This window comes from Streptosporangium sp. NPDC004631 (assembly GCF_053601935.1).
On record NZ_JBSGCR010000037.1, the window covers coordinates 1 to 17,926 of the forward strand.

Sequence of the window (17,926 nt, forward strand, 5' to 3'; positions counted from 1 at the left end):
GGCCTCGGTAACCATCGGCACCGGCAAACGACGCGCCACCTTCGACACCTGGGCGTTCTGCCTGACCTGCCCGCCGCCCGAACGCCGCCCGAGCGTGCGGCGTGGGCGCCGGTCTCGGCCGGCGGCGGGACCACGGGCCGCCCACCGCACCACCCGTGCGCCGTACCAACCCCTCAGCCGCCGCACTTGGGCCGCACCGCCACCAATGAACCGACAAGCTTCCGGCCATCAGTGCTAAATGTACCCGTTACTGCTTGGCGAGGCGCTCGATGAAGATACGAAGAAACGTGTTGAGCTCTTCGACGTTTGAGATCTCTTCAACGCCAAGGCGCTCCACGAAGAGGACCCCAGCGTTCGTAAAAAGGCGATCTCTGCTTCGATCGTCAGATGCTCTTCCTCGATGTTTGGGGCCATCGATCTCAATTATCCCGGCGCGCCCTTTATATGTGATGAGCATATCGGGCTCGAACGTCTTATTCAGAACTCTCGCGCCGGGAAGTGGGTAAATCCCAATAGTCTTATGCTGCGGCAGGCTTGCCTGTATCTCTTTGAGTGCTCGATACACAGCCAGCTCGCCCTGATTCGTAAAAGTAAGCTTGTCCTCGGTTGGAGGCTGAACCGTGACGGGTTGTGAACGTGCGTTGCGAGCACCTTCGCGAGGCCGTCGCGCCTGATTTCCGCCTTGCATAGCTTGTTGTAGCAGGAGATGCCAGTTTAGAGGAACGTCCTCAGGTTCGCGGTACGCCTCGAAGTCTAACTTTTCAACATCGAGGCGCTCCCGATAAGGGACGTCGGGAAATATGCGATTGACGGCTTCCGGAAAGGCCAGATCGAGAATGTTTTTATTGGGCGCTTTACTTAGTTCCCCTAAGAACTCCGGCAACACTTGTATCGTCCAGTTAACGTCATAACGCCAACTGTACAGGGAGATCTTTCGCGTAGAGAGAAGTGGTTCAATGAGCTGCTTCGCAGCCGCCTTGTCTTGTTCGGAAAACTCGGGATGATCTCCCTTTAGTAGTAGTCGGACAACACCGCCAAGGATTCGGTGAACGTCATCCGCTATAGCTTCCAGAGCGAGGGTCTCGCGATCGTTGTCATCCAACCAGACAACGCTGTAGCCACGATCTGAGGCGAGTGGGATGTCAGGCACAGGCACCCTACAATCTTCCCGCATTCTCCCGACACATGTGCACAGACAAGCCTCATGGGATGATCTGATCATTAGGTCCGGCGCCGAAGCCAATGATGCCCTTGGGCTTGTAAATTGATCTTCGTAGCGCCCCAAACCATGCCTCCGGCGGAGGGCGTCCAGTCTCCGGGATGATCGGGTGTAGCTTGCAGAGACCCTAGATGGCTGAGGTGGAAGTCCCAGTTGCCAATGCGGTTTGGCTGCCTCCAAGTGTCACCGCACGCATACCGCCCCACGATCGCCTTGCGATGGATGATCACCGTACGGGGTTGGGGGCGATCGACGGTCCGGGGTTTCGTGCCTCAACCCCGGTCCACCGAGCACCGGGGCGGCGAAGGCCCAAACGTTCCCGTGCTCCTCGCGTGCCCGTTGCGTGCCCGTCAGGAGGGTGATCAAGGGGGACTCACAGGGAACCACGGTCACTCGACTCGCTCCCCCACAGGTCAACGTCTTCCCAGCTCAGCGACCAGGTGCGATAGAGACTTCCCAAGCTGACAGCGCGGGTTCGATTCCCGTCACCCGCTCTCACCATGAAGGCCCAGGTCAGGGACGGTTTCCCAATCTGGGCCTTAGTCGTTTCCAGTGACCTTCGGTCTCCCAGTTCTCCTTCGGCGGTCCACAGCCCTGGAAACCCTCTGAAGATCAGCTTGCTTCGCGCAGTGGCTGGAACTGAACGCTCAGCCGCATCTCCAGAGCCTCAGCGAGCCGCTCCAGCATCGGAATGGTCGGCATCGTCCCGCCCGCTTCGAACCGTGCCACCGCCGGCTGCTTCAAGCCAGTCCGCTCGGCCAAGTCGCTCTGGGTCAGGCCAAGCTGCTCACGGCGCAGCCGTACCGCCTCACCCAGCTCGAACCGGATCCTGGTGGCCTCATACGCCGCCCCGGCCCCAGGGCGGCTCATGATCTCGGCCCGCTTGGCGCCCCAGCTCTTGCGCTCACCCATACCGCTCACTCCTCGTCTGCCGTGTGAGCCTCGGCGATACACCGCTGCATGGCCCGCCACGCCCGCTCGATCTCAGCGGACTCGCGCATCCGCTGCTTGCGGAACACCGTCAGCATGATGATCCGCCGACCCGGGGCGATCCAGTAGGGGATCCGCACCGCCTCCCGATCGAGGTGGAAACGCAGCTCACGCAGCTTGCCGCGGAGCCGACGGGTGTAGGGCTCATCCAGCAGGACGCCACGCTCGGCCAGCAGGTCGACGTAGAACGCCGCCGTCTCCTGCCCCTCCTGATCAAGCGTGTCGAACCACTCATCAACCTCTGGCTCCAGTTCCACCTCTCCCCACTTCATAACACGGACGTTATAGCGACGGCAAGTACCACGTCCCGAAAATGCTCGGCTCTCCGCCAGGAAGGATCGATGACGGACGAGGCCGTCAGGCATGCGGACACATGCGCGGGTGCGCCATGTCCTGCATGGTTTCGTCCAGGTCGTCCCGAGCGGCGCTGATCACGTGCCAGATCCGTGCCAGAACAGGCGGGGAATCCCGGTCACCCACGGGAACTCACGGGGAACCGCACCCCGTCTACCTGCACCCCCGTTTTCCCAGCTCAGCCCACCAACACCAGCGGCCGTTTCCCAAGCTGACAGCGCGGGTTCGATTCCCGTCACCTGCTCTCACCATGAAGGCCCAGGTCAGGGACGGTTTCCCGATCTGGGCCTTGATTTTTTCCGGGGTCATTTCGATCTTCCGTGCCCGTTACGTGCCCGATCCCCCTCCGTTCAGGGCCTCCTCGGCGAGCCTGCCCATGCCGTCGGCGATCCTCCGATCCCGGTCCCCCTCGGTATGCAGACAGATCAGCACGGCCCGCGTAGCCGAGGTGCTCGGCCTTGTGCACCTTGCCCCGGCACCAACCCGGGACCATGCCCGCTTTGGCCCCCCCTGGGCTGAAGGCTCTTGACCCTCACGTGGCGTCAGGCTGCATAGTCGGTTCCGTGGAGGATCACTGGACCGTGGGACGCGTGGCCGAGCTGGCCGGCGTGAGCGTCCGCACGCTGCATCACTATGACGAGATCAGGCTCGTTCGGCCGTCGGCGCGGACCGCGGCCGGGTACCGGACCTATTCGGCGGGCGATGTGGAGCGGCTGCGGGAGGTGCTGGCCTATCGGCGGTTGGGCCTCGGGCTGCGGGAGGTTGCGGAACTGGTCGGTGACCCGTCCACCGATGCGGTCGCGCACCTGCGCCAACTGCGCGGCCTACTGCTGGAGCGGCGTGATCGCGCTGACGCCATGGTGGCGGCCATCGACAGGGAACTTGAGGCACGGGCGAAGGGACTGAAGGTGACACCGGAAAAGCAACTGGAGATGCTCGGTGCACGGCTGTACGACGCGATCGGCGGCGCCTACACCGCGACACGGCGTACCGAACCACGGATCGCCGCGCAGATCTGGGACGCGCTCGGGGACACGCGGACGGTGCTGAACGTCGGGGCCGGCATCGGCTCCTACGAGCCTGCTGATCGCGACGTGACCGCGGTGGAGCCATCGGCGGTCATGCGGGGGCAGCGGCCTCCCGGCTCGGCGCCGTGCGTGGCCGCCACCGCGGAGAACCTGCCGTTCGCGGACCACTCCTTCGACGTCGCGATGGCCGTCTCCACCGTCCACCACTGGGGGGACCCGATAGCGGGGCTGCGCGAGATGCGGCGCGTGGCCCGCCGCGTGGTGGTGCTCACGTTCGACACCGACGAGCCCGGATGGCAGGACCGGTTCTGGCTTACCCGCGACTACCCGCCCGAGTTCGCCGCCGTCCTGGCGGATTTTCCCTCACTTGCGGGGATGGCCGACGCGATCGGCGCCCGCGCTGAGCCGGTGCCCATCCCGTGGGACTGCGCTGACGGCCTGTTCGAGGCGTACTGGCGCCGACCGGCGGCGTATCTGGAGGATCACGTGCGCCGTGCGATGTCGGTATGGACGAGGGTCGGACCGGAGGCCGAGCAGCGGGCGGTACGAAGCCTCAGCGACGACCTCGGCTTCGGCCGGTGGGCCGAGCGCAACAGCGACCTCGCCGACCTCGACGCGGCAGATCTCGGCCTCCGCCTGCTCATAGTTTGAACCGCGTCGCGGCGTCAGTGTCATGGCGGCTCCTGGGCGGCCCGCCGGTCATGTGCGGCGCTGACCGGGTATAACGGTATGGACAGGACCGGCGGCGCGACCCGGGTGTGCGCGGCGGCCTGCAGTGCGTTGACCGAGGCCGCGTGATGTCCGTCAACGCCTCGTCCGGGGTGACCGGTGTCCCCCGCTGGTCGGCGTTCGTCGCCGGCAACGCGACTCCACCCAACACGGGGAACATCGGTTCACATCATCTGCTTGGCTCCACATCACAGGAGGGCGGGTTCGGTCTTGTCCCGGATCTCATCCTCGGTGACACCGGGCGCGAGCTCGACCAGCTTCAACCCGCGGTCACCGTGCGCCCCTGCCGCTGCCGGCCTCCCAGCGGCGTCGACGACATCGACGACACCGAGATCAGTGATGATCCGCTGCACCACGCCGCGGCCGGTGTAGGGCAGCGAGCACTCGTTGACAATCTTGTAGGAACCGTCCTTGGCGACGTGCTCCATCAGCACGATCACCCGCTTCGCGCCGTGGACCAGGTCCATCGCGCCGCCCATTCCCTTGACCATCTTTCCGGGGATCATCCAGTTCGAGATGTCACCGTGCCGGGAGACCTGCATCGCCCCGAGGATCGCGACGTCGATCTTTCCGCCCCGGATCATCCCGAACGACGTGGCGGAGTCGAAGAACGACGCCGCCTTTTGCAGGGTCACGGTCTCCTTACCGGCGTTGATCAGATCCGGATCCTCCTCACCCTCGAACGGGTAGGCCCCCACCCCGAGGATCCCGTTCTCGCTCTGCAGCACCAGCTCCATGTCGTCGGCGACGTAGTTCGGCACCAGCGTCGGCAACCCGATCCCCAGGTTCACGTACAGCCCGTCGGTCAGCTCAGAGGCCGCCCGTGCAGCCATCTCCTCACGAGTCCACGCCATCAGTTACCACCTCCCACCATGGTCTCGGCCGGCTCGATCATCCGATCGGTACGCCGGCGGACGGTACGCTTCTCGATCCGCTTGTCCTCGGCCTGCTCCGGCGTCAACGCCACCACCCGCTGCACGAACACCCCCGGGGTGTCCACGTCGTCGGGGTCGATCTCCCCAGGCGCGACCAGGTGCTCGACCTCCGCTATGGATATCCGCCCGCACATCGCCGCCAACGGGTTGAAGTTGCGTGCCGACTGCCGATACACCAGGTTCCCGTGCCGGTCGCCCTTCCACGCCCGCACCAACCCGAAGTCGGCCACGATCGCCCGCTCCAGCACGAACTCCTTCTCTCCCTCCGCGGTGTCGAAGGTGCGCACCTCCTTCGCCGGCGAGGCCACCTCGACGTTGCCGTCCCCGTCGTACTTCCACGGCAGGCCGCCCTCGGCGATCCAGGTGCCGACTCCGGTGGTGGTGTAGAACGCCGGGATGCCGGTGCCCCCGGCGCGCATCCGCTCCGCGAGCGTGCCCTGAGGGGTCAGCTCCACCTCAAGCTCGCCCTGGAGGTACTGTCGCGCGAACTCTTTGTTCTCTCCGACGTAGGACGAGACCATGCGCCGTAGCCGCTTGGCCATGAGCAGCCGGCCCAGACCCCAGGCGTCGACACCGCAGTTGTTGGAGATCACCTCAAGGTCGTCCGGACCGTGTTCGAGCAGCGCCTCGATCAGCACCGAGGGAATGCCGCAGAGGCCGAAGCCTCCGACCGCCACGGTGGCCCCGGACGGGATATCAGCGACCGCTTCCATGGCAGATGCCATTACCTTGTCCATTGGTCCTCGATACTGTGCTTGTGGACTGGCGGGCGGCTCTCGGCGTCGACGAGCGGGCCGAGGCCGACGAGCAGGTGTTCTGGGACGGGCACGCAGCGGGTGCCTGGTCGGCCGGCTGAGCGCAGGCGCAGCTGGTGTTCGGCCTTGGCTTCCGCGGAGGCGAGCACTCGGTTGACAGGAAGGTCGAACGTGGTGGCGAGCGCTGTCAGGTCCTCTGTGCTTCGCAGCGCGAACTCTTGTTCAAGTCGGCTTCTGATGCCTTCCGCCTCGGCTTGTCTGGCTCTGTAACGCTCCAGGCGGTTCTTTGCCGACCAGCTCGTCAACCCGAGCGCGCGACACAGGCGTGTCCACATGTCGTCCTCAAGGAGCGCCAGCACGAACACGTCCCCGTCGCGCGACCTGAAGGTCCCGTAGCTGGGCTCGATGTCGGACACCGCGCGCGGCTTCACCGTCGCCCAAGACGCGGCCAGGTCAAGCATGGCCAAGTCCAGATGGACGCCTATGCCTGCGTGCCAGTACGCGACGATCGCCAAGGCGGCCGTGGTGGCTGTTCCGAGGTCCACCCAGGGAACGCCGACGCGGTCCAGCCGCGCGGAGTGCGGTATCGCTCCAACCATGGCCTGCAGGTTGAGGTCGTGGGTCGGACGCCCGGCCAGCGGGCCCTTCTGGCCGTAGCCGCTGATCGAGCAATAGATGAGAGAGGGGTTCAACGCGTGCAGATCCACGGCGGAGCATCCCAGCCGGGCTGTGACCCCGGGTCGGAAGCCCTCGATGAACACGTCCGCGGTGGTCGCCGTTTCTCGTAGGGCTTCGCGGCCGGCATCGGACTTGAGGTCCAGGCGGACTGAGACCTTGCCGTGATTGACGGCCTCGAACATGTCGGGGTCCAGGCTTCTCGCCGCGTCTCCCCATGGTGGCTCGACCTTGGTCACGTGGGCGCCGAGCGAGGCCAGGAGCAGGCTCGTGTAGGGCCCGGGCAGCTGTTGCGAGAGGTCGACGACCCGCATGTCCTTCAGCGGCCCGGTGGAGCCGGGCACGTTACAGCACCGCCACAGGGCACACCGGTGCCGCGGTTGATCCTTGAAGCGGCAGGGGTGCGACGACGAGCATGAACACCGATCGCCCGCGTTGAAGAAGTGCCTCGGACAGGTGGCTCAGGTCAAGATTCTCCAGCAGCGGCACACCGAACTTATGCAGCAGGCAGAGGTGGACCGGAAAGGATGTGCCGGGCGTGCCGGGCTGCTGCTCGATGGCGTAGTTGTCCGCGCCGACCAGGCTCACGTCGTGCTCGGCCAGGTACAAAGCCGCGGCGAGGTCGATCCCGGGCTCGGCCCGGTGATAGGCCTCGGAGCTCAGGCCTCTCTCCCACCATCCGGTCCTGATCAGTACGGCGTCGCCGGGTTCCAGGCGCACGCCGCGCTCGTCAAGGTACGACCGGAGTAGCCGGGCGGTGACGGCTTCGCCGGGTTCCAGGGGACGGCCCAGGTGCTCCCGCATGTCCACCAGGATCCCCCGTGTGACGACCGGCCGGAGGGCGTCGGCCCCGCAGCGTTCGGCCCCGCGCGTCGACCTGATACCGCCGGCGGGATGGCCGTTGTAAAGGTCATCCCCCTCCCACACATGGCACAGCGCGTCGAGATGGGTTCCGCTGTGAGTCGGGAGCTGCACGGTGTCCTCAGCGAACCTGAACCCATGGGGGGCACGAGCACCCAAGGCGTAGTCACCCGCGTCCCTGTCCATGAACCGCGCAGGCCGGCGTCGATGCGGAGACACCATCCCGTCTGGCCCGCTTGGCTGCGCGAGCGATACCACCTTTCCGTCGGTCGCCGCCCGGATCGCCGCCCGGACCTGGGCTGGTTGGACAAGGTTGAGCGCACCCGCCTCGTCCTCGGGGCCCCAACGCCCCCAGTTGCCGATACGGCCACGCAGGCGGTCATCCACACTCTGGCGCGATTCGGGCAACGGTCCGCACCGCCTTCCGAGCCTCATCCAGGAGCGCCTTACGCGCGAGCTTGCCGGTAGAGGTGAGCGGGAGTGCCGGCACCAAGACCACTCGCGCGGGCATCTTGTACGAGGACAACGCTTTGCGACAATGCTCGGTCAATTCGGCCTCACTCGTAGGTCCCGACGTCACGACGAAGGCGATCGGCACCTCGTCCCGTTGCGGGTCCGGTGCCGCGGCCACGGCGGCCTGGACTACAGCCGGGTGGGTGCGCAGATGCGCCTCGATCTCGGCGGGCGAGACGTTGATGCCGGACACCTTGATCATCTCGGAGTGTCGTCCGACGAAGACCAGGCGTCCGTCTTCCCTGATGAGGGCTGTGTCACCCGTGTCGTACCAACCATCACTCGTGATGGGGTCCGAAACCTGCTCCCCGTCTACGATGGGCAGGTAGCCGGGCATGACTCGGCCACGGACCTGGAGATGTCCCGGCAGGGTCCTGGGAACCACCGCCCCGCTTTCCTGGTCGACGACCCGGATCTCCACTCCCGGCAGGGGTAGCCCCTGCGAGGCCATGCGGACCTCGATGGGGTCGTCCGCATCGGTGACACAGCAGTTGCCGTAGACCTCCGTCGAGCCGTAGATGTTGCAAATGGATGTGATGCCGAGCTCGTCCGCGATGCGCTTCAGCTCATCGGGACGACCGATGGTCAGCCCCGTGCGAAGGTGGTCGAGCTTCGCGACGATGTCGCGGGCACCGCTCCGGAGGGACTCCACCATGGCCGGCAGCAGGTACGCCGCCGTACAGCGTTCGCGACGCATCGTCTCCGCGGCCCGCCGGGCGTCGAACCGGTTGTCGAGCACGAGGCAGGCGCCGTGGGTGAAGGTGGCCATGGCCGCGTTGGCGATGCCGTAGCTCCAGAAGAGCGGGCTGCCGAGCCACACTCGGTCGTCGCGGCTGAGGTGCATGCGGGTCCCGATGGCGTAGCCGTTTTCAATCATGGCGGACTGCGTGAGCGGCACGGCCTTGGGGAACCGGGTCGATCCGGAGGTGTAGACGACGAGCGCGTCGGCCGGACGGCTGTGATCCACGCGGAGCGGGTCGGCCTGCTCCACGAGCGGGCCCCAGCGCCGAAAGCCGCCGACCGAACACTCCTCACCAAGGATCGCAACGGTCCTCAGATGGGGGAACCTGTCACTGGACCAGCCGCCGGGGGCGTCCAGCCGCGCCTCCGGGATGAGTCCGGTGAGGGTGCCCAGGATGTCGTTGGAGGCGAAACCGGCCGTGCTGACCAGCACTTCGACCCGTGACGCCCTGAGCAGGTAGTCCAGTTCGCCCGGTTTGACCCACGTGTTGAACACGTGGACCTGGGCACCGGCCCGTACGGCGCCGACGGTGAGGACGAGCCAGTCGGCGGAGTTGGGGGCGAGCAGTCCGACGGCGCCGTCGCGCCCGGCCCCCAGGCCTTGGAGGGCGGCGGCGACCCGCCGGCTGCGCTCGGCGAGCTCCCCATAGCTGGTCCGGTGTCCCTCGAACACGACGGCGGGCCGATCCCCCTGGGATGCGGCGAGCGCGTCGATGAGACCAGGAAGGGTGGACAGGGCCGGTCGCGGGGCCCTCTCGGGCCACGGGATCGGACCCACATGGCTCAATGCCGGTGACGTCGAGCTAGCCATTGGCCCCGGCACTCGGGTCGGTGGGATCCGTATGCGGCTCGAACCAGTAGTCGGCGACACTACCGACGGGGTTCTCGGCGAACGCGACCCTCACCCGCGTCCCGATGGCCAGCTCCGTGGTCGCCGTCTTGACGTCGGTCAGGTCGAGACCGCGGACGTAGCCGGGGAGCGCGGTGTCCGCTCCGTCGAGCGTTACGTACGCCAGGGCGTACGGCGGTTTCGGAAGCCCGTGGAAGGGTTCGTAGACGACGGTGAACATCTCGACGACGCCGGTCGTGCCCACCTGGAGCCAGTCGCCGGTGGCGCGGTGGCAGCGGTCGCAGAACGACCGTGCGGGGACGAGCACGCGCCGGCACTGCGTACACGCGCGTCCGTACACCCGGCCCGCCGCCAGCCCGCCGAGGAACCTGGAGGTGGTGTCACCGAGAGCGTGCCGGTAGGACAGGTCCCAGGTCTGCTCGTAGAAGCGAGGGCCGGTGGACGGCTCGGGAATGACAGCCGCCGGTGATCGGTGGGTGCCGGTCATGCGATCTCCTCCAGAGAGTTCGAGAGAACCATGGTCGAATAGAACTGATGGTCGCCGCCGATGGCGCTGGCGATCGCGGTGCGGGCGCCGGGCACCTGGCGATCCTCCGCCGCGCCGAGAACCTGCAGTGCCGCCTCGCCCACCCGGATCACACCGGTGACGGTGATCGGGTTTGAGCACTGGGTTCCCCCCGAGGGGTTGACCACGGGCCCTGGCGAGCCGAGGGTGAACTCACCGGCCGCGAGCCGTTTCGGGGCCTCGCCTCTCACGGCCAGTCCGGCGGCCTCGATGACATGCAGTTCGACGCTTGAGAACGGTGCGTAGATCTCGGCGGCGTGGACCTGGGAGCGCGGGTCGGTGATCCCCGCCATGTCGTAGGCGCGCTGGAACGCGGTCGCCAGTGCGTCCGCATCGGCGTGGTCCCCCTGGGCCTTCGGGCCGACACGGTCACCCATCCAAAACGTCTCGGTGTTCTGCCCGATGCCGCGTATCCAGGCCGCCTGGTGTCCGTGCGTCTTGGCGTAGCGCTCGGAGACCAGGACCACGCCGGCCGCGCCCGTGGACGCGGGACAGGCGTCGCCGAGCTTGATGGGCCAGGCAAGCTTCCGACTGTTCAGGACCTCCTCGATCGAGATCCGATCGCGTAGGTGCGCGTATGGGTTCAAGCTCGCGTGGTACCGGTTTTTGACGCTGACGCGTGCCATGTCCTCCTCAGTGGAGTCGTAGAGGTACATGTAGCGAGCCGCGGACAGCGCGAGCATCGTGATGGTGTTGAGCGGCAACGGGCGTTCGTAGCCGACGTCCCACATCTTGTTCAGCACCGACTGTGCCGAGCCGGACTCCGAGACCCGGTCGGCCCCGGCCACCAACACCACGTCGAACATTCCGGAGGCGATGTGTGTCCAGGCGGTGAGGACGGCGCTCATACCCGTGGCTCCACCGTTGTTCACCCGCATGAACGGCTTGCCGACGGCACCGACGGCGTCCACGCACCACCGTTCGCCGTTGCCGACGCCGACGAGCGCGTCAGGAGCGAGCGGGAAAACGACCGCGTCGACGTCCTCGATGCCGATGCCGGCGCTCTCCAGCGCGAGATCCGCTCCCTCCTTCACCAACTCGGGGAACGTGACGTCCTCGCGCCGCGTCACATGTTTTGTCTGGCCGAAGCCGATGATGCCCACGTTGCTCACAGGTCGCCCCCCTTCCCGCCGAAGACCACGACCGCCGCTCCCTGTCCGGCGAACCCCTGCAGTCCGATGCCGGCTGAGATCGAGCCGGCCTGCTCGGAGTCGAGCGCATCGACGGCAGCGATGAACCGTCCCAGACCGGACGTCGACGACGTCGACATGAACTCCGCGGTGTCACCGGCCACGTTGACCCGTGCGTCGTCGCGGAGGCCCAGCTTGGTGACCACCGCCCTCGTGGCCACCTCACTCGGTGCGGCGATCTCGACGATGTCCCACCGGGCCGCACCGGGCACCCCGCGTCTCTCGATCTGCTGAAGCGCCGCGTCGAGTGCGGGCATTCCGGCGACGTCACGGGCGCCCATGTCATAGCCGTCCATGGCCCAGCCCGCTCCGAGCACCCAGGCGAGCTCGGTTCCCGGCGTGAAGCCGCCTTCCGCCGCGAGGACCACGGCGTAGACCACGTCGTTGTCGGCGGGGAGGTCCTCGGCCGTCAGGGGCCACGCGGTGATGCGCCCGGCCGCGGCGGTCGTCGTCGTCCGAGATGCCTGGAGCGCGGCGGCGATCGTGTCGTTCATGCCCACTCGCCGGAGCAGGTACGGCTCGGCACTCACCAGCTGCGCGTGCTCGGGCGACACCCCCTCGCTCGGCTTACCCCAGCCGACCAGCAGGACGTCCCGGTCCTGAGCGGCCAGCAGCCGGAGATAGGCGTAGATGAAGGCGTGCTCACCCGATGACGCGATCATCGTGACGTCGCGGTCGACTCCGCCGGCCGGACCCACGCCGACCATGCAGGAGATGACCCGCCCGTTCATCTGGTCGTTGCCGTACAGGACGACGCTGCCCACGGTGGAGGCCCGGAGCCCGGCCGCGCTCAACGCCTCCTCCGCGACACTGAAGATCATCTCTTCAAGGCTGCGGTCGTCCTCCCGGGGGACGGCCGTCTGCCTCGTGGCCAGGACGGCGACCCTGGGCCGTCCACGGGCTTCTCCATATCCAGTGGAACTTCGCATCTGTGCTCCCGCCATTCGTTCCTCCAAAGGTTCGTGACCATCTCGCGGCGTCAGCGATGGTCGAATCCGCACGACTCCTGGACCTCGAACACCTCGGTTCTGCTCGCGCCATGGTGCAGCCGCTCCATGGTGTCGGCGCTCGCGAAGAAGCCGTGCGCGTCGAAGGGGTTGTCGAAGTACAGTTCTGCGACGTGGTGGAAGGCCGGCACGGCGGCGTATCTGTCCGAGGGCACGACCGCCCGGCCCACCGTGGTGCTCTCCACCTGGCCCAGGACCTGGTTCACCAGGACGAGCCTGCACCCGGCGGCAGCCGATGCCGCACGCGCGAACGCGTCCACCGCGGTGCCGCCGCCCGATGCCGGTTCACCGTCCGACGCGAACGCGGCGACGTACTTCGTCAGCGCGGTCTGGCCTCTAAGAGAGTCGTGCACCGTCACCTCACGCGTCTCCAGGCGGGTGATCGCCGACAGGAAGTTCGGGTGGTCGAGCTCGACGACACGTTGCAGCTCGGGGTTGTTCGGACGTGAGGCGCGGCCGTCGGCCGCCTCCTCGGCCACCCCCCTGAGCAGCACGAGGCGCCAGCGGTCAGGCCGCTTGCCGAAGCCGCCCAGGGCGTCGTATCCGGCGACGAGGCGGTTCTGGTGATAGCCGACCCAGCGCGGATCCCTCCTGAGGGTGCGCACGATCAGCGGCACGTGCACCGTGCGGTAGTACTCCTCGCAGTAGTCCTCGGCTCCCGCGATGGGCTCGACGAAGTTGAGAATCTTGATCGTTTCTGACATCGTCCGATCCGCTCGTCAGGGCGTTCAGGCCCGGGTCGTCATAGGACGGGCTCGCCCGGCGCCGCGTCGCGCGCACAGCGGAAACCCATGTGCCCCGTGCTGCTGTCGGGGGTGTTGCCGCTCCTGGCCGCGGGCCGGTAGCGGAAGCAGTACGAGGCGTGGCAGAGATGGGAACCGCCTTTGATGACCCTCGCGGTTCCCTGCGGAGGGCCTGCCGGGCTTCGGCGCGTGTGGGGACGATCGACGGCGTGCCACGTGTCGCTGAACCAGTCGGCGCACCATTCCCAGACGTTGCCGCACGTGTTGTAGAGGCCATGCCCGTTGGGCTGGAAGGACCGTGCGGGGGCCGTGCCGACGTACCCGTCGTCGGCCGTGTTGACGCCGGGGAACTCGCCCTGCCAGATGTTGCATCGGTGCTCACCACCCGGCGTCAGCTCGTCCCCCCATGGATAGACCGCGCCGTCCAGCCCGCCCCGTGCGGCGTACTCCCACTCCGCCTCGGTCGGCAGCCGCTTTCCCGCCCATCGGCAGTACGCGTTCGCGTCGTTCCAGGACACGTGCACGACGGGATGGTCCGCGAGCTCCTCCGCTGAGGAACCGGGGCCGTACGGGCGCCGCCACGAGGCCCCCTCGACGGCGACCCACCAGTGAGGCACGACACCTGGAGCGACCTCCAGGAACCGGGCGACTCGCCGGTCAACGAACCGCTCGAAGACGAAGCTCCAGCCGAACGCCTCCGCTTCTGTGATGTGGCCGGTCCGCGCCACGAACTCCGCGAAGTCGGCGTTGGTGACGGCCGCCACGTCGATCCAGTACGGACCGACGATGACCGGCCGTGCCGGTGCCTCCCCGTCTCCCCCAGGTCCGAGGCTCCGGTCGTTGCCCATGATGAACTCGGCTGGACCGAGCAGGACCATTCCCTTTGGACGCGGACCGCGGTGGCCCCGGCCGCCCCCGCCCACGACACCGGGCTCGTACGCCGGCGCGGATGCCGAAGTACCCGGGAGGGGCTCCCCACGGCCGGGGCTACAGCAGCTCGTCATCGTCTTACCCGGAGACGCCGTGACCGGCTAGCTCCGTGCTCCTTCCACCACATAGTCCTCGTAGGTGATGGGCTTCTTGATCAGCCCCGTCTGGATGAGGTAGTCGAATGCCCGCTCAACCCGATCGCGAGGCAGCTCGAACCCGAAGACGTCGATGTTCGTCTCCAGGAGTCTGTCCACAAGCTGTGCATTGTCGGAGATGCGCTTCATGGCGATCTCTTTGACCTTCGGGCGGTTCGCGGGATCCGCCATGAACGCGAAGACGTCCTTCATGGCCCTCTGGAAGGCACCGATCGTCTCCCGTTTGGCGTCGACGGTCTTCATGGTTGAGGCCCATTGGTTGTAGGGCCAGTCCAGGTCGGTCAGACCGTCGGGCAGCGGCGCCTTGCGAAGGTCGAGGACGACCTTCGCGCTCTGGTCGAGCGAGGTCAGGCTCACGGCAGGCTCGATGGACATGTAGGCGTCGATCTGGTTCGCCTTGAGCGCGGGGACACCGGTGGCCGGCAGGCCGGCGTTGACCAGCGTGACGTCCTTGTCCGGGTCGACCTTCGCGGCCTTGAGGACGTAGCGAAGCATCTGCTCGACGCTGCCGCCCGTCGCCATCACGCCGATCTTCTTGCCCTTGAGATCCCGCACCGAGCCGGGGAAACCGGCCTCCGCGTTCGGGGTGGCCAGCTTGGACCCCGCGAGCAGCGCGAAGACCGGCCGCACGGTGTTTCCCGCGACAGCGACGATCGACTGCCCCTGCTCGATCACCAGGGCGTTGTTGTCAACACCGTTGAGCTCGATGTCGATACTGCCGCTCACCACTGCGGCGGTCATATTCCTGCCGTCGGAGATGTCGACCAGATCGATGTCGAGACCATGTTTCTTGAAGAGGCCGGCGTCGGCGCCGACGTACGCCGGCAGGCTCATCAAGGCGCCCGGGTAGACACCGACTTTGAGGCCGGCGGACGTGCTCGCCGCCTCACCGCTGGAGCCGCAGGCGGACAGAAGGGCCGAGGTGACAAGGGCGACGAGCGCCCCGGTCAGGAACCGTGGTCGTGACCGACGGGCTCCGTCCGTCGACGTGAGTGCGTACATGTGTGGTTGCACCTTTCCGATGGGGGCGTGCGCTCTGGCCGACGCCGGAGCGGGCTGCGTCGGGACGGTCTAGAGTCGCCCGCGGTCCTGCCAACGCAGGAGACGCCGTTCGAGAAGGACTGTCGCGGTGTTCATGGCGGCCGCGATGAGCGCGAGCACGGCGAGCACCCCGAGCACCCCGGCTGTGTTGAACTGGCCGGAGTAGAAGGCGATGCGTTGGCCCAGCCCCGCCTCGGCCGCGATCATTTCGCCCACCACGACACCGAGAAGCGAGTAGATGACGGCCAGGTGGAGCCCGGCGGCGATGCTGGGCACGGACGCCGGCAGGATCACCTTCAGGAAGAGCCGCCAGCCGCCTCCCCCCAGCAACCTCGACACGGTCACGATGTCCGCCTCGACGTTCCTGACACCGGCCCGGGTGTTGACCAGGAGGATGAAGAACACCAGGCTCACGGCCAGCGCGACCTTCGACGCGCTTCCCAGGCCGAACCACAGGAGGAACAGCGGGGCCAGGGCGACCCGCGGCAGCGAGTTGAGGATGGTGAGGAACGGGTCGAGGAGCTCGTTCAGCCACCGCACACTGGCCAGCAGGAGACCTGCGGCGATCCCGGCGGCGCTGCCGATGAGGAATCCGAGCACCGTCGCCTGCAGCGTCACCCAAAGGTGACGCCAGACGTCCCCAGAGGTGACGAAGTCGAGCAGGAACGCCCAGATCGCCGTGGGGCTGCTCACGAACGTCGGATCGAGCCGGCCACTCTCAACGCCGAGTTGCCAGCCGGCCAGTACCACCGCGGCCAGCCCCAGGCGCGCGGCGGGCAGCGTGACGATCCGCGGCACGGCCGGTCGCCACCTTGAGGAAGCCGGTAGGGACGCTGCGGTCTTCTCAGCCATCCTGTGAAACCTCGTCTTTTAGAGCGGTCCAGATCTGGTGCGACATCTCTTGGAACCGGGGGTCGAACCGAAGGTCGTTCAGATCGCGCGGCCGGTCGAACGGCATCGTAAGATCCGCTTTGATCCGCCCGGGGGAGGCCGTCATGACGATCACCCTGTCGGCCATCGCGGCGGCCTCGACCAGGTCGTGCGTGACGAAGACGACCGTCTTCCCCGTGCCCTCCCAGATCCGGATGAACAGCTCCTGGATGACCAGCTTGGTCTGTGCGTCCAGGGCACCGAACGGCTCGTCCATCAGCAGGTAGTCGGGGTCGAGGGCCAGCACACGTGCCAGCGCCACACGCTGGCGCATGCCCTGGGAGAGCTCCGAGGGCAGCGATGCCTCGAACGTGGACAACCCGACCTGGCGGAGCAGCTCACTGGCCGTCTCCCTCGCGCGGGACCTGCTCACGCCACGAAACTCCAGCCCCAGCTCGACGTTGCCCCGCGCGGTCCGCCAGGGCAGCAGGCCAGGGCGAGCGAACATGTACCCCACGTTGCGGGCCAGCGAAGTGGCTGGGCGGCCGTCGCGCGTCACCACTCCCGACGAGGCCTGGACGAGGCCGGCCATCATGTTCATCAGCGTGGTCTTTCCGCACCCACTGGGGCCGACGATCGCGAGGAACTGGCCGCGCGGAATGACCAGGTTGATGTCCTGGAGCGCGTACAGCCGCCCTCCGGACGTCGTATCGCCTCTGGATCGGTCGAACTCGTGCGTCACGTCACGAACAGTGATCGTTCCCTGTGCTTCGTGGTCGTTGGTACTCACGGCTCGATCTCCATGGCCTCGGGGTGATCTATACACTCACTGCCCCGTCCCTTACGGTATTTCGGAACATGGTTCCGAGTTCTTACGAACATAGAGTCGCGGCAAGTGACTGTCAACGGATAGTTTCGGCAACATCATCCCGTTGACTGGCAACGATGCCTGAAGTAGCTTTCGAGTTACCGAATTTCTACTACAGATACCCGAAGAAGGATCAGCGCGCATGAGCGGTGACAAGGTGGAGCGGATCGTCCGGGTCCTCGACTACGTGCTGGAGCGGAACCCTGTCGGCGCTCCGCTCTCGCAGATCGCCGAGTCCGTGTCAGGACCGTTGAGCAGCACGCACGATTTGCTTCGCTCCATGGTGAACGCCGGGCTCCTGACCGTCGACGACCGGAAGCTCTACCGCACCGGTCCGGCGTTCGTGCGGCTGGCCGTGGCGGCCGTCGAGCAGGTCGACGTGGTGAACGCGGCGCGGCCGCATCTGAAGCGTCTGGTGCAGTCCATCGGGCACGACGCCTACCTCGCCGTGCGCATCGGCAACGCGGTGACGTACGTCGAGCGCGTTCCCGGCCTGCGACGGGCGGGCCTTGACATCCGCCTGGGAGATCCCGTGCCGCTGCACTCCAGCGCCGTCGGCAAACTCTTCGCCGCCCATGACCCCGAGCTGAAGAAGATCGCAGCGTCCTCGGATCTGGCGGCTTTAACGCCCAACACGATCACCAGCAAGTCAGGGCTCCTCGCGGAGCTTGAGGCAATCCGCGAGCGCGGCTTCGCCATGAGCATGGAGGAGACCATCACCGGGATCATCGGTTTCGCCGCCCCCGTGTGTGATGGACATGGCGAACTTGTCGCCGCCGTGCACGTGTCGGCCTTCAAGGACTACCTGGCCAACGCCGACATCCCGGAGGTCACGCGCCAGACGAAACACTGCGCGGAAGCGATCCACAACCTGTTGACCGGACACACAGCCCCTGAGGAATGAGTA

At 66.8% G+C, this 17,926-nt stretch carries 18 protein-coding genes; 2 read left to right on the top strand and 16 right to left on the bottom strand.

Translation table 11 applies throughout. The features are described 5' to 3' along the window. Window positions 1-247: 247 nt before the first annotated feature. The 3 genes from ACWEF2_RS27640 to ACWEF2_RS27650 all read right to left on the bottom strand — a co-directional run bounded on the left by ACWEF2_RS27640 (window position 248) and on the right by ACWEF2_RS27650 (window position 2,481). Window positions 248-1,156 (bottom strand): hypothetical protein, encoded by a 909-nt coding sequence (locus ACWEF2_RS27640; RefSeq protein ID WP_453819260.1) that lies wholly within the window; start codon window positions 1,154-1,156, stop codon window positions 248-250. Window positions 1,157-1,831: 675 nt separating this feature from the next. Beyond that, window positions 1,832-2,131: a helix-turn-helix domain-containing protein gene (locus tag ACWEF2_RS27645; RefSeq protein ID WP_189792389.1), complete on the bottom strand. Its 300-nt coding sequence runs from the start codon at window positions 2,129-2,131 to the stop codon at window positions 1,832-1,834. Between the two features lie 5 nt (window positions 2,132-2,136). Further along, window positions 2,137-2,481, bottom strand: coding sequence for a type II toxin-antitoxin system RelE/ParE family toxin (locus tag ACWEF2_RS27650; RefSeq protein WP_453819261.1), 345 nt, complete (start codon window positions 2,479-2,481; stop codon window positions 2,137-2,139). Between the two features lie 663 nt (window positions 2,482-3,144). On the opposite strand from ACWEF2_RS27650, the gene ACWEF2_RS27655 reads away from it, so the two are divergent. Further along, a complete protein-coding gene (locus tag ACWEF2_RS27655) occupies window positions 3,145-4,242 on the top strand; it encodes a MerR family transcriptional regulator (RefSeq protein ID WP_453819262.1) in 1,098 nt (365 codons plus the stop codon). 266 nt (window positions 4,243-4,508) lie between these two features. Here the strand turns inward: ACWEF2_RS27655 and ACWEF2_RS27660 are convergent, their stop codons facing one another. From ACWEF2_RS27660 to ACWEF2_RS27720, 13 genes are all read right to left on the bottom strand, one after another. Continuing rightward, window positions 4,509-5,174: a 3-oxoacid CoA-transferase subunit B gene (locus ACWEF2_RS27660; protein WP_453819263.1), complete on the bottom strand. Its 666-nt coding sequence runs from the start codon at window positions 5,172-5,174 to the stop codon at window positions 4,509-4,511. Further along, the gene (locus ACWEF2_RS27665; protein ID WP_453819264.1) at window positions 5,174-5,980 is read right to left on the bottom strand and encodes a CoA transferase subunit A; all 807 of its coding nucleotides are present in this window, start codon (window positions 5,978-5,980) and stop codon (window positions 5,174-5,176) included. The genes ACWEF2_RS27660 and ACWEF2_RS27665 overlap by 1 nt, the downstream gene beginning before the upstream one ends. Continuing rightward, on the bottom strand, window positions 5,980-7,029 hold the full coding sequence (locus tag ACWEF2_RS27670) for a CaiB/BaiF CoA transferase family protein (protein ID WP_453819265.1): 1,050 nt from the start codon (window positions 7,027-7,029) through the stop codon (window positions 5,980-5,982). Before ACWEF2_RS27670 ends, ACWEF2_RS27665 begins: the two co-directional genes overlap by 1 nt. Before the next feature lies 1 nt (window position 7,030). Then, window positions 7,031-7,660, bottom strand: coding sequence for a cyclase family protein (locus tag ACWEF2_RS27675; protein ID WP_453819266.1), 630 nt, complete (start codon window positions 7,658-7,660; stop codon window positions 7,031-7,033). A 265-nt stretch (window positions 7,661-7,925) separates the two neighbouring features. After that, window positions 7,926-9,578 carry a class I adenylate-forming enzyme family protein gene (locus tag ACWEF2_RS27680; RefSeq protein WP_453819267.1) on the bottom strand — a complete coding sequence of 551 codons (1,653 nt, stop codon included), beginning with the start codon at window positions 9,576-9,578 and terminating at the stop codon, window positions 7,926-7,928. A 25-nt stretch (window positions 9,579-9,603) separates the two neighbouring features. Then, window positions 9,604-10,137, bottom strand: a complete 534-nt coding sequence (locus ACWEF2_RS27685) for a Zn-ribbon domain-containing OB-fold protein (RefSeq protein WP_453819268.1) — start codon at window positions 10,135-10,137, stop codon at window positions 9,604-9,606. Next, on the bottom strand, window positions 10,134-11,327 hold the full coding sequence (locus ACWEF2_RS27690; RefSeq protein WP_453819269.1) for a thiolase family protein: 1,194 nt from the start codon (window positions 11,325-11,327) through the stop codon (window positions 10,134-10,136). The genes ACWEF2_RS27685 and ACWEF2_RS27690 overlap by 4 nt, the downstream gene beginning before the upstream one ends. Next, window positions 11,324-12,334 (bottom strand): hypothetical protein, encoded by a 1,011-nt coding sequence (locus ACWEF2_RS27695; protein ID WP_453819270.1) that lies wholly within the window; start codon window positions 12,332-12,334, stop codon window positions 11,324-11,326. Before ACWEF2_RS27695 ends, ACWEF2_RS27690 begins: the two co-directional genes overlap by 4 nt. A 50-nt stretch (window positions 12,335-12,384) precedes the next feature. After that, entirely contained in the window at window positions 12,385-13,116 is a 732-nt protein-coding gene (locus ACWEF2_RS27700; RefSeq protein ID WP_453819271.1) for a hypothetical protein, read from the bottom strand. Window positions 13,117-13,154: 38 nt separating this feature from the next. Further along, window positions 13,155-14,159, bottom strand: coding sequence for a formylglycine-generating enzyme family protein (locus tag ACWEF2_RS27705; RefSeq protein ID WP_453819272.1), 1,005 nt, complete (start codon window positions 14,157-14,159; stop codon window positions 13,155-13,157). Between the two features lie 27 nt (window positions 14,160-14,186). Further along, window positions 14,187-15,242, bottom strand: coding sequence for an ABC transporter substrate-binding protein (locus tag ACWEF2_RS27710; RefSeq protein ID WP_453819273.1), 1,056 nt, complete (start codon window positions 15,240-15,242; stop codon window positions 14,187-14,189). A gap of 69 nt (window positions 15,243-15,311) precedes the next feature. Continuing rightward, window positions 15,312-16,079 carry an ABC transporter permease gene (locus ACWEF2_RS27715; RefSeq protein WP_453819274.1) on the bottom strand — a complete coding sequence of 256 codons (768 nt, stop codon included), beginning with the start codon at window positions 16,077-16,079 and terminating at the stop codon, window positions 15,312-15,314. A gap of 46 nt (window positions 16,080-16,125) precedes the next feature. Next, window positions 16,126-16,941 (bottom strand): ABC transporter ATP-binding protein, encoded by an 816-nt coding sequence (locus ACWEF2_RS27720; RefSeq protein ID WP_453819275.1) that lies wholly within the window; start codon window positions 16,939-16,941, stop codon window positions 16,126-16,128. Between the two features lie 220 nt (window positions 16,942-17,161). On the opposite strand from ACWEF2_RS27720, the gene ACWEF2_RS27725 reads away from it, so the two are divergent. Beyond that, complete coding sequence (locus tag ACWEF2_RS27725) at window positions 17,162-17,923, top strand: IclR family transcriptional regulator (protein WP_453819276.1); 762 nt, start codon at window positions 17,162-17,164, stop codon at window positions 17,921-17,923. Window positions 17,924-17,926: the final 3 nt, after the last annotated feature.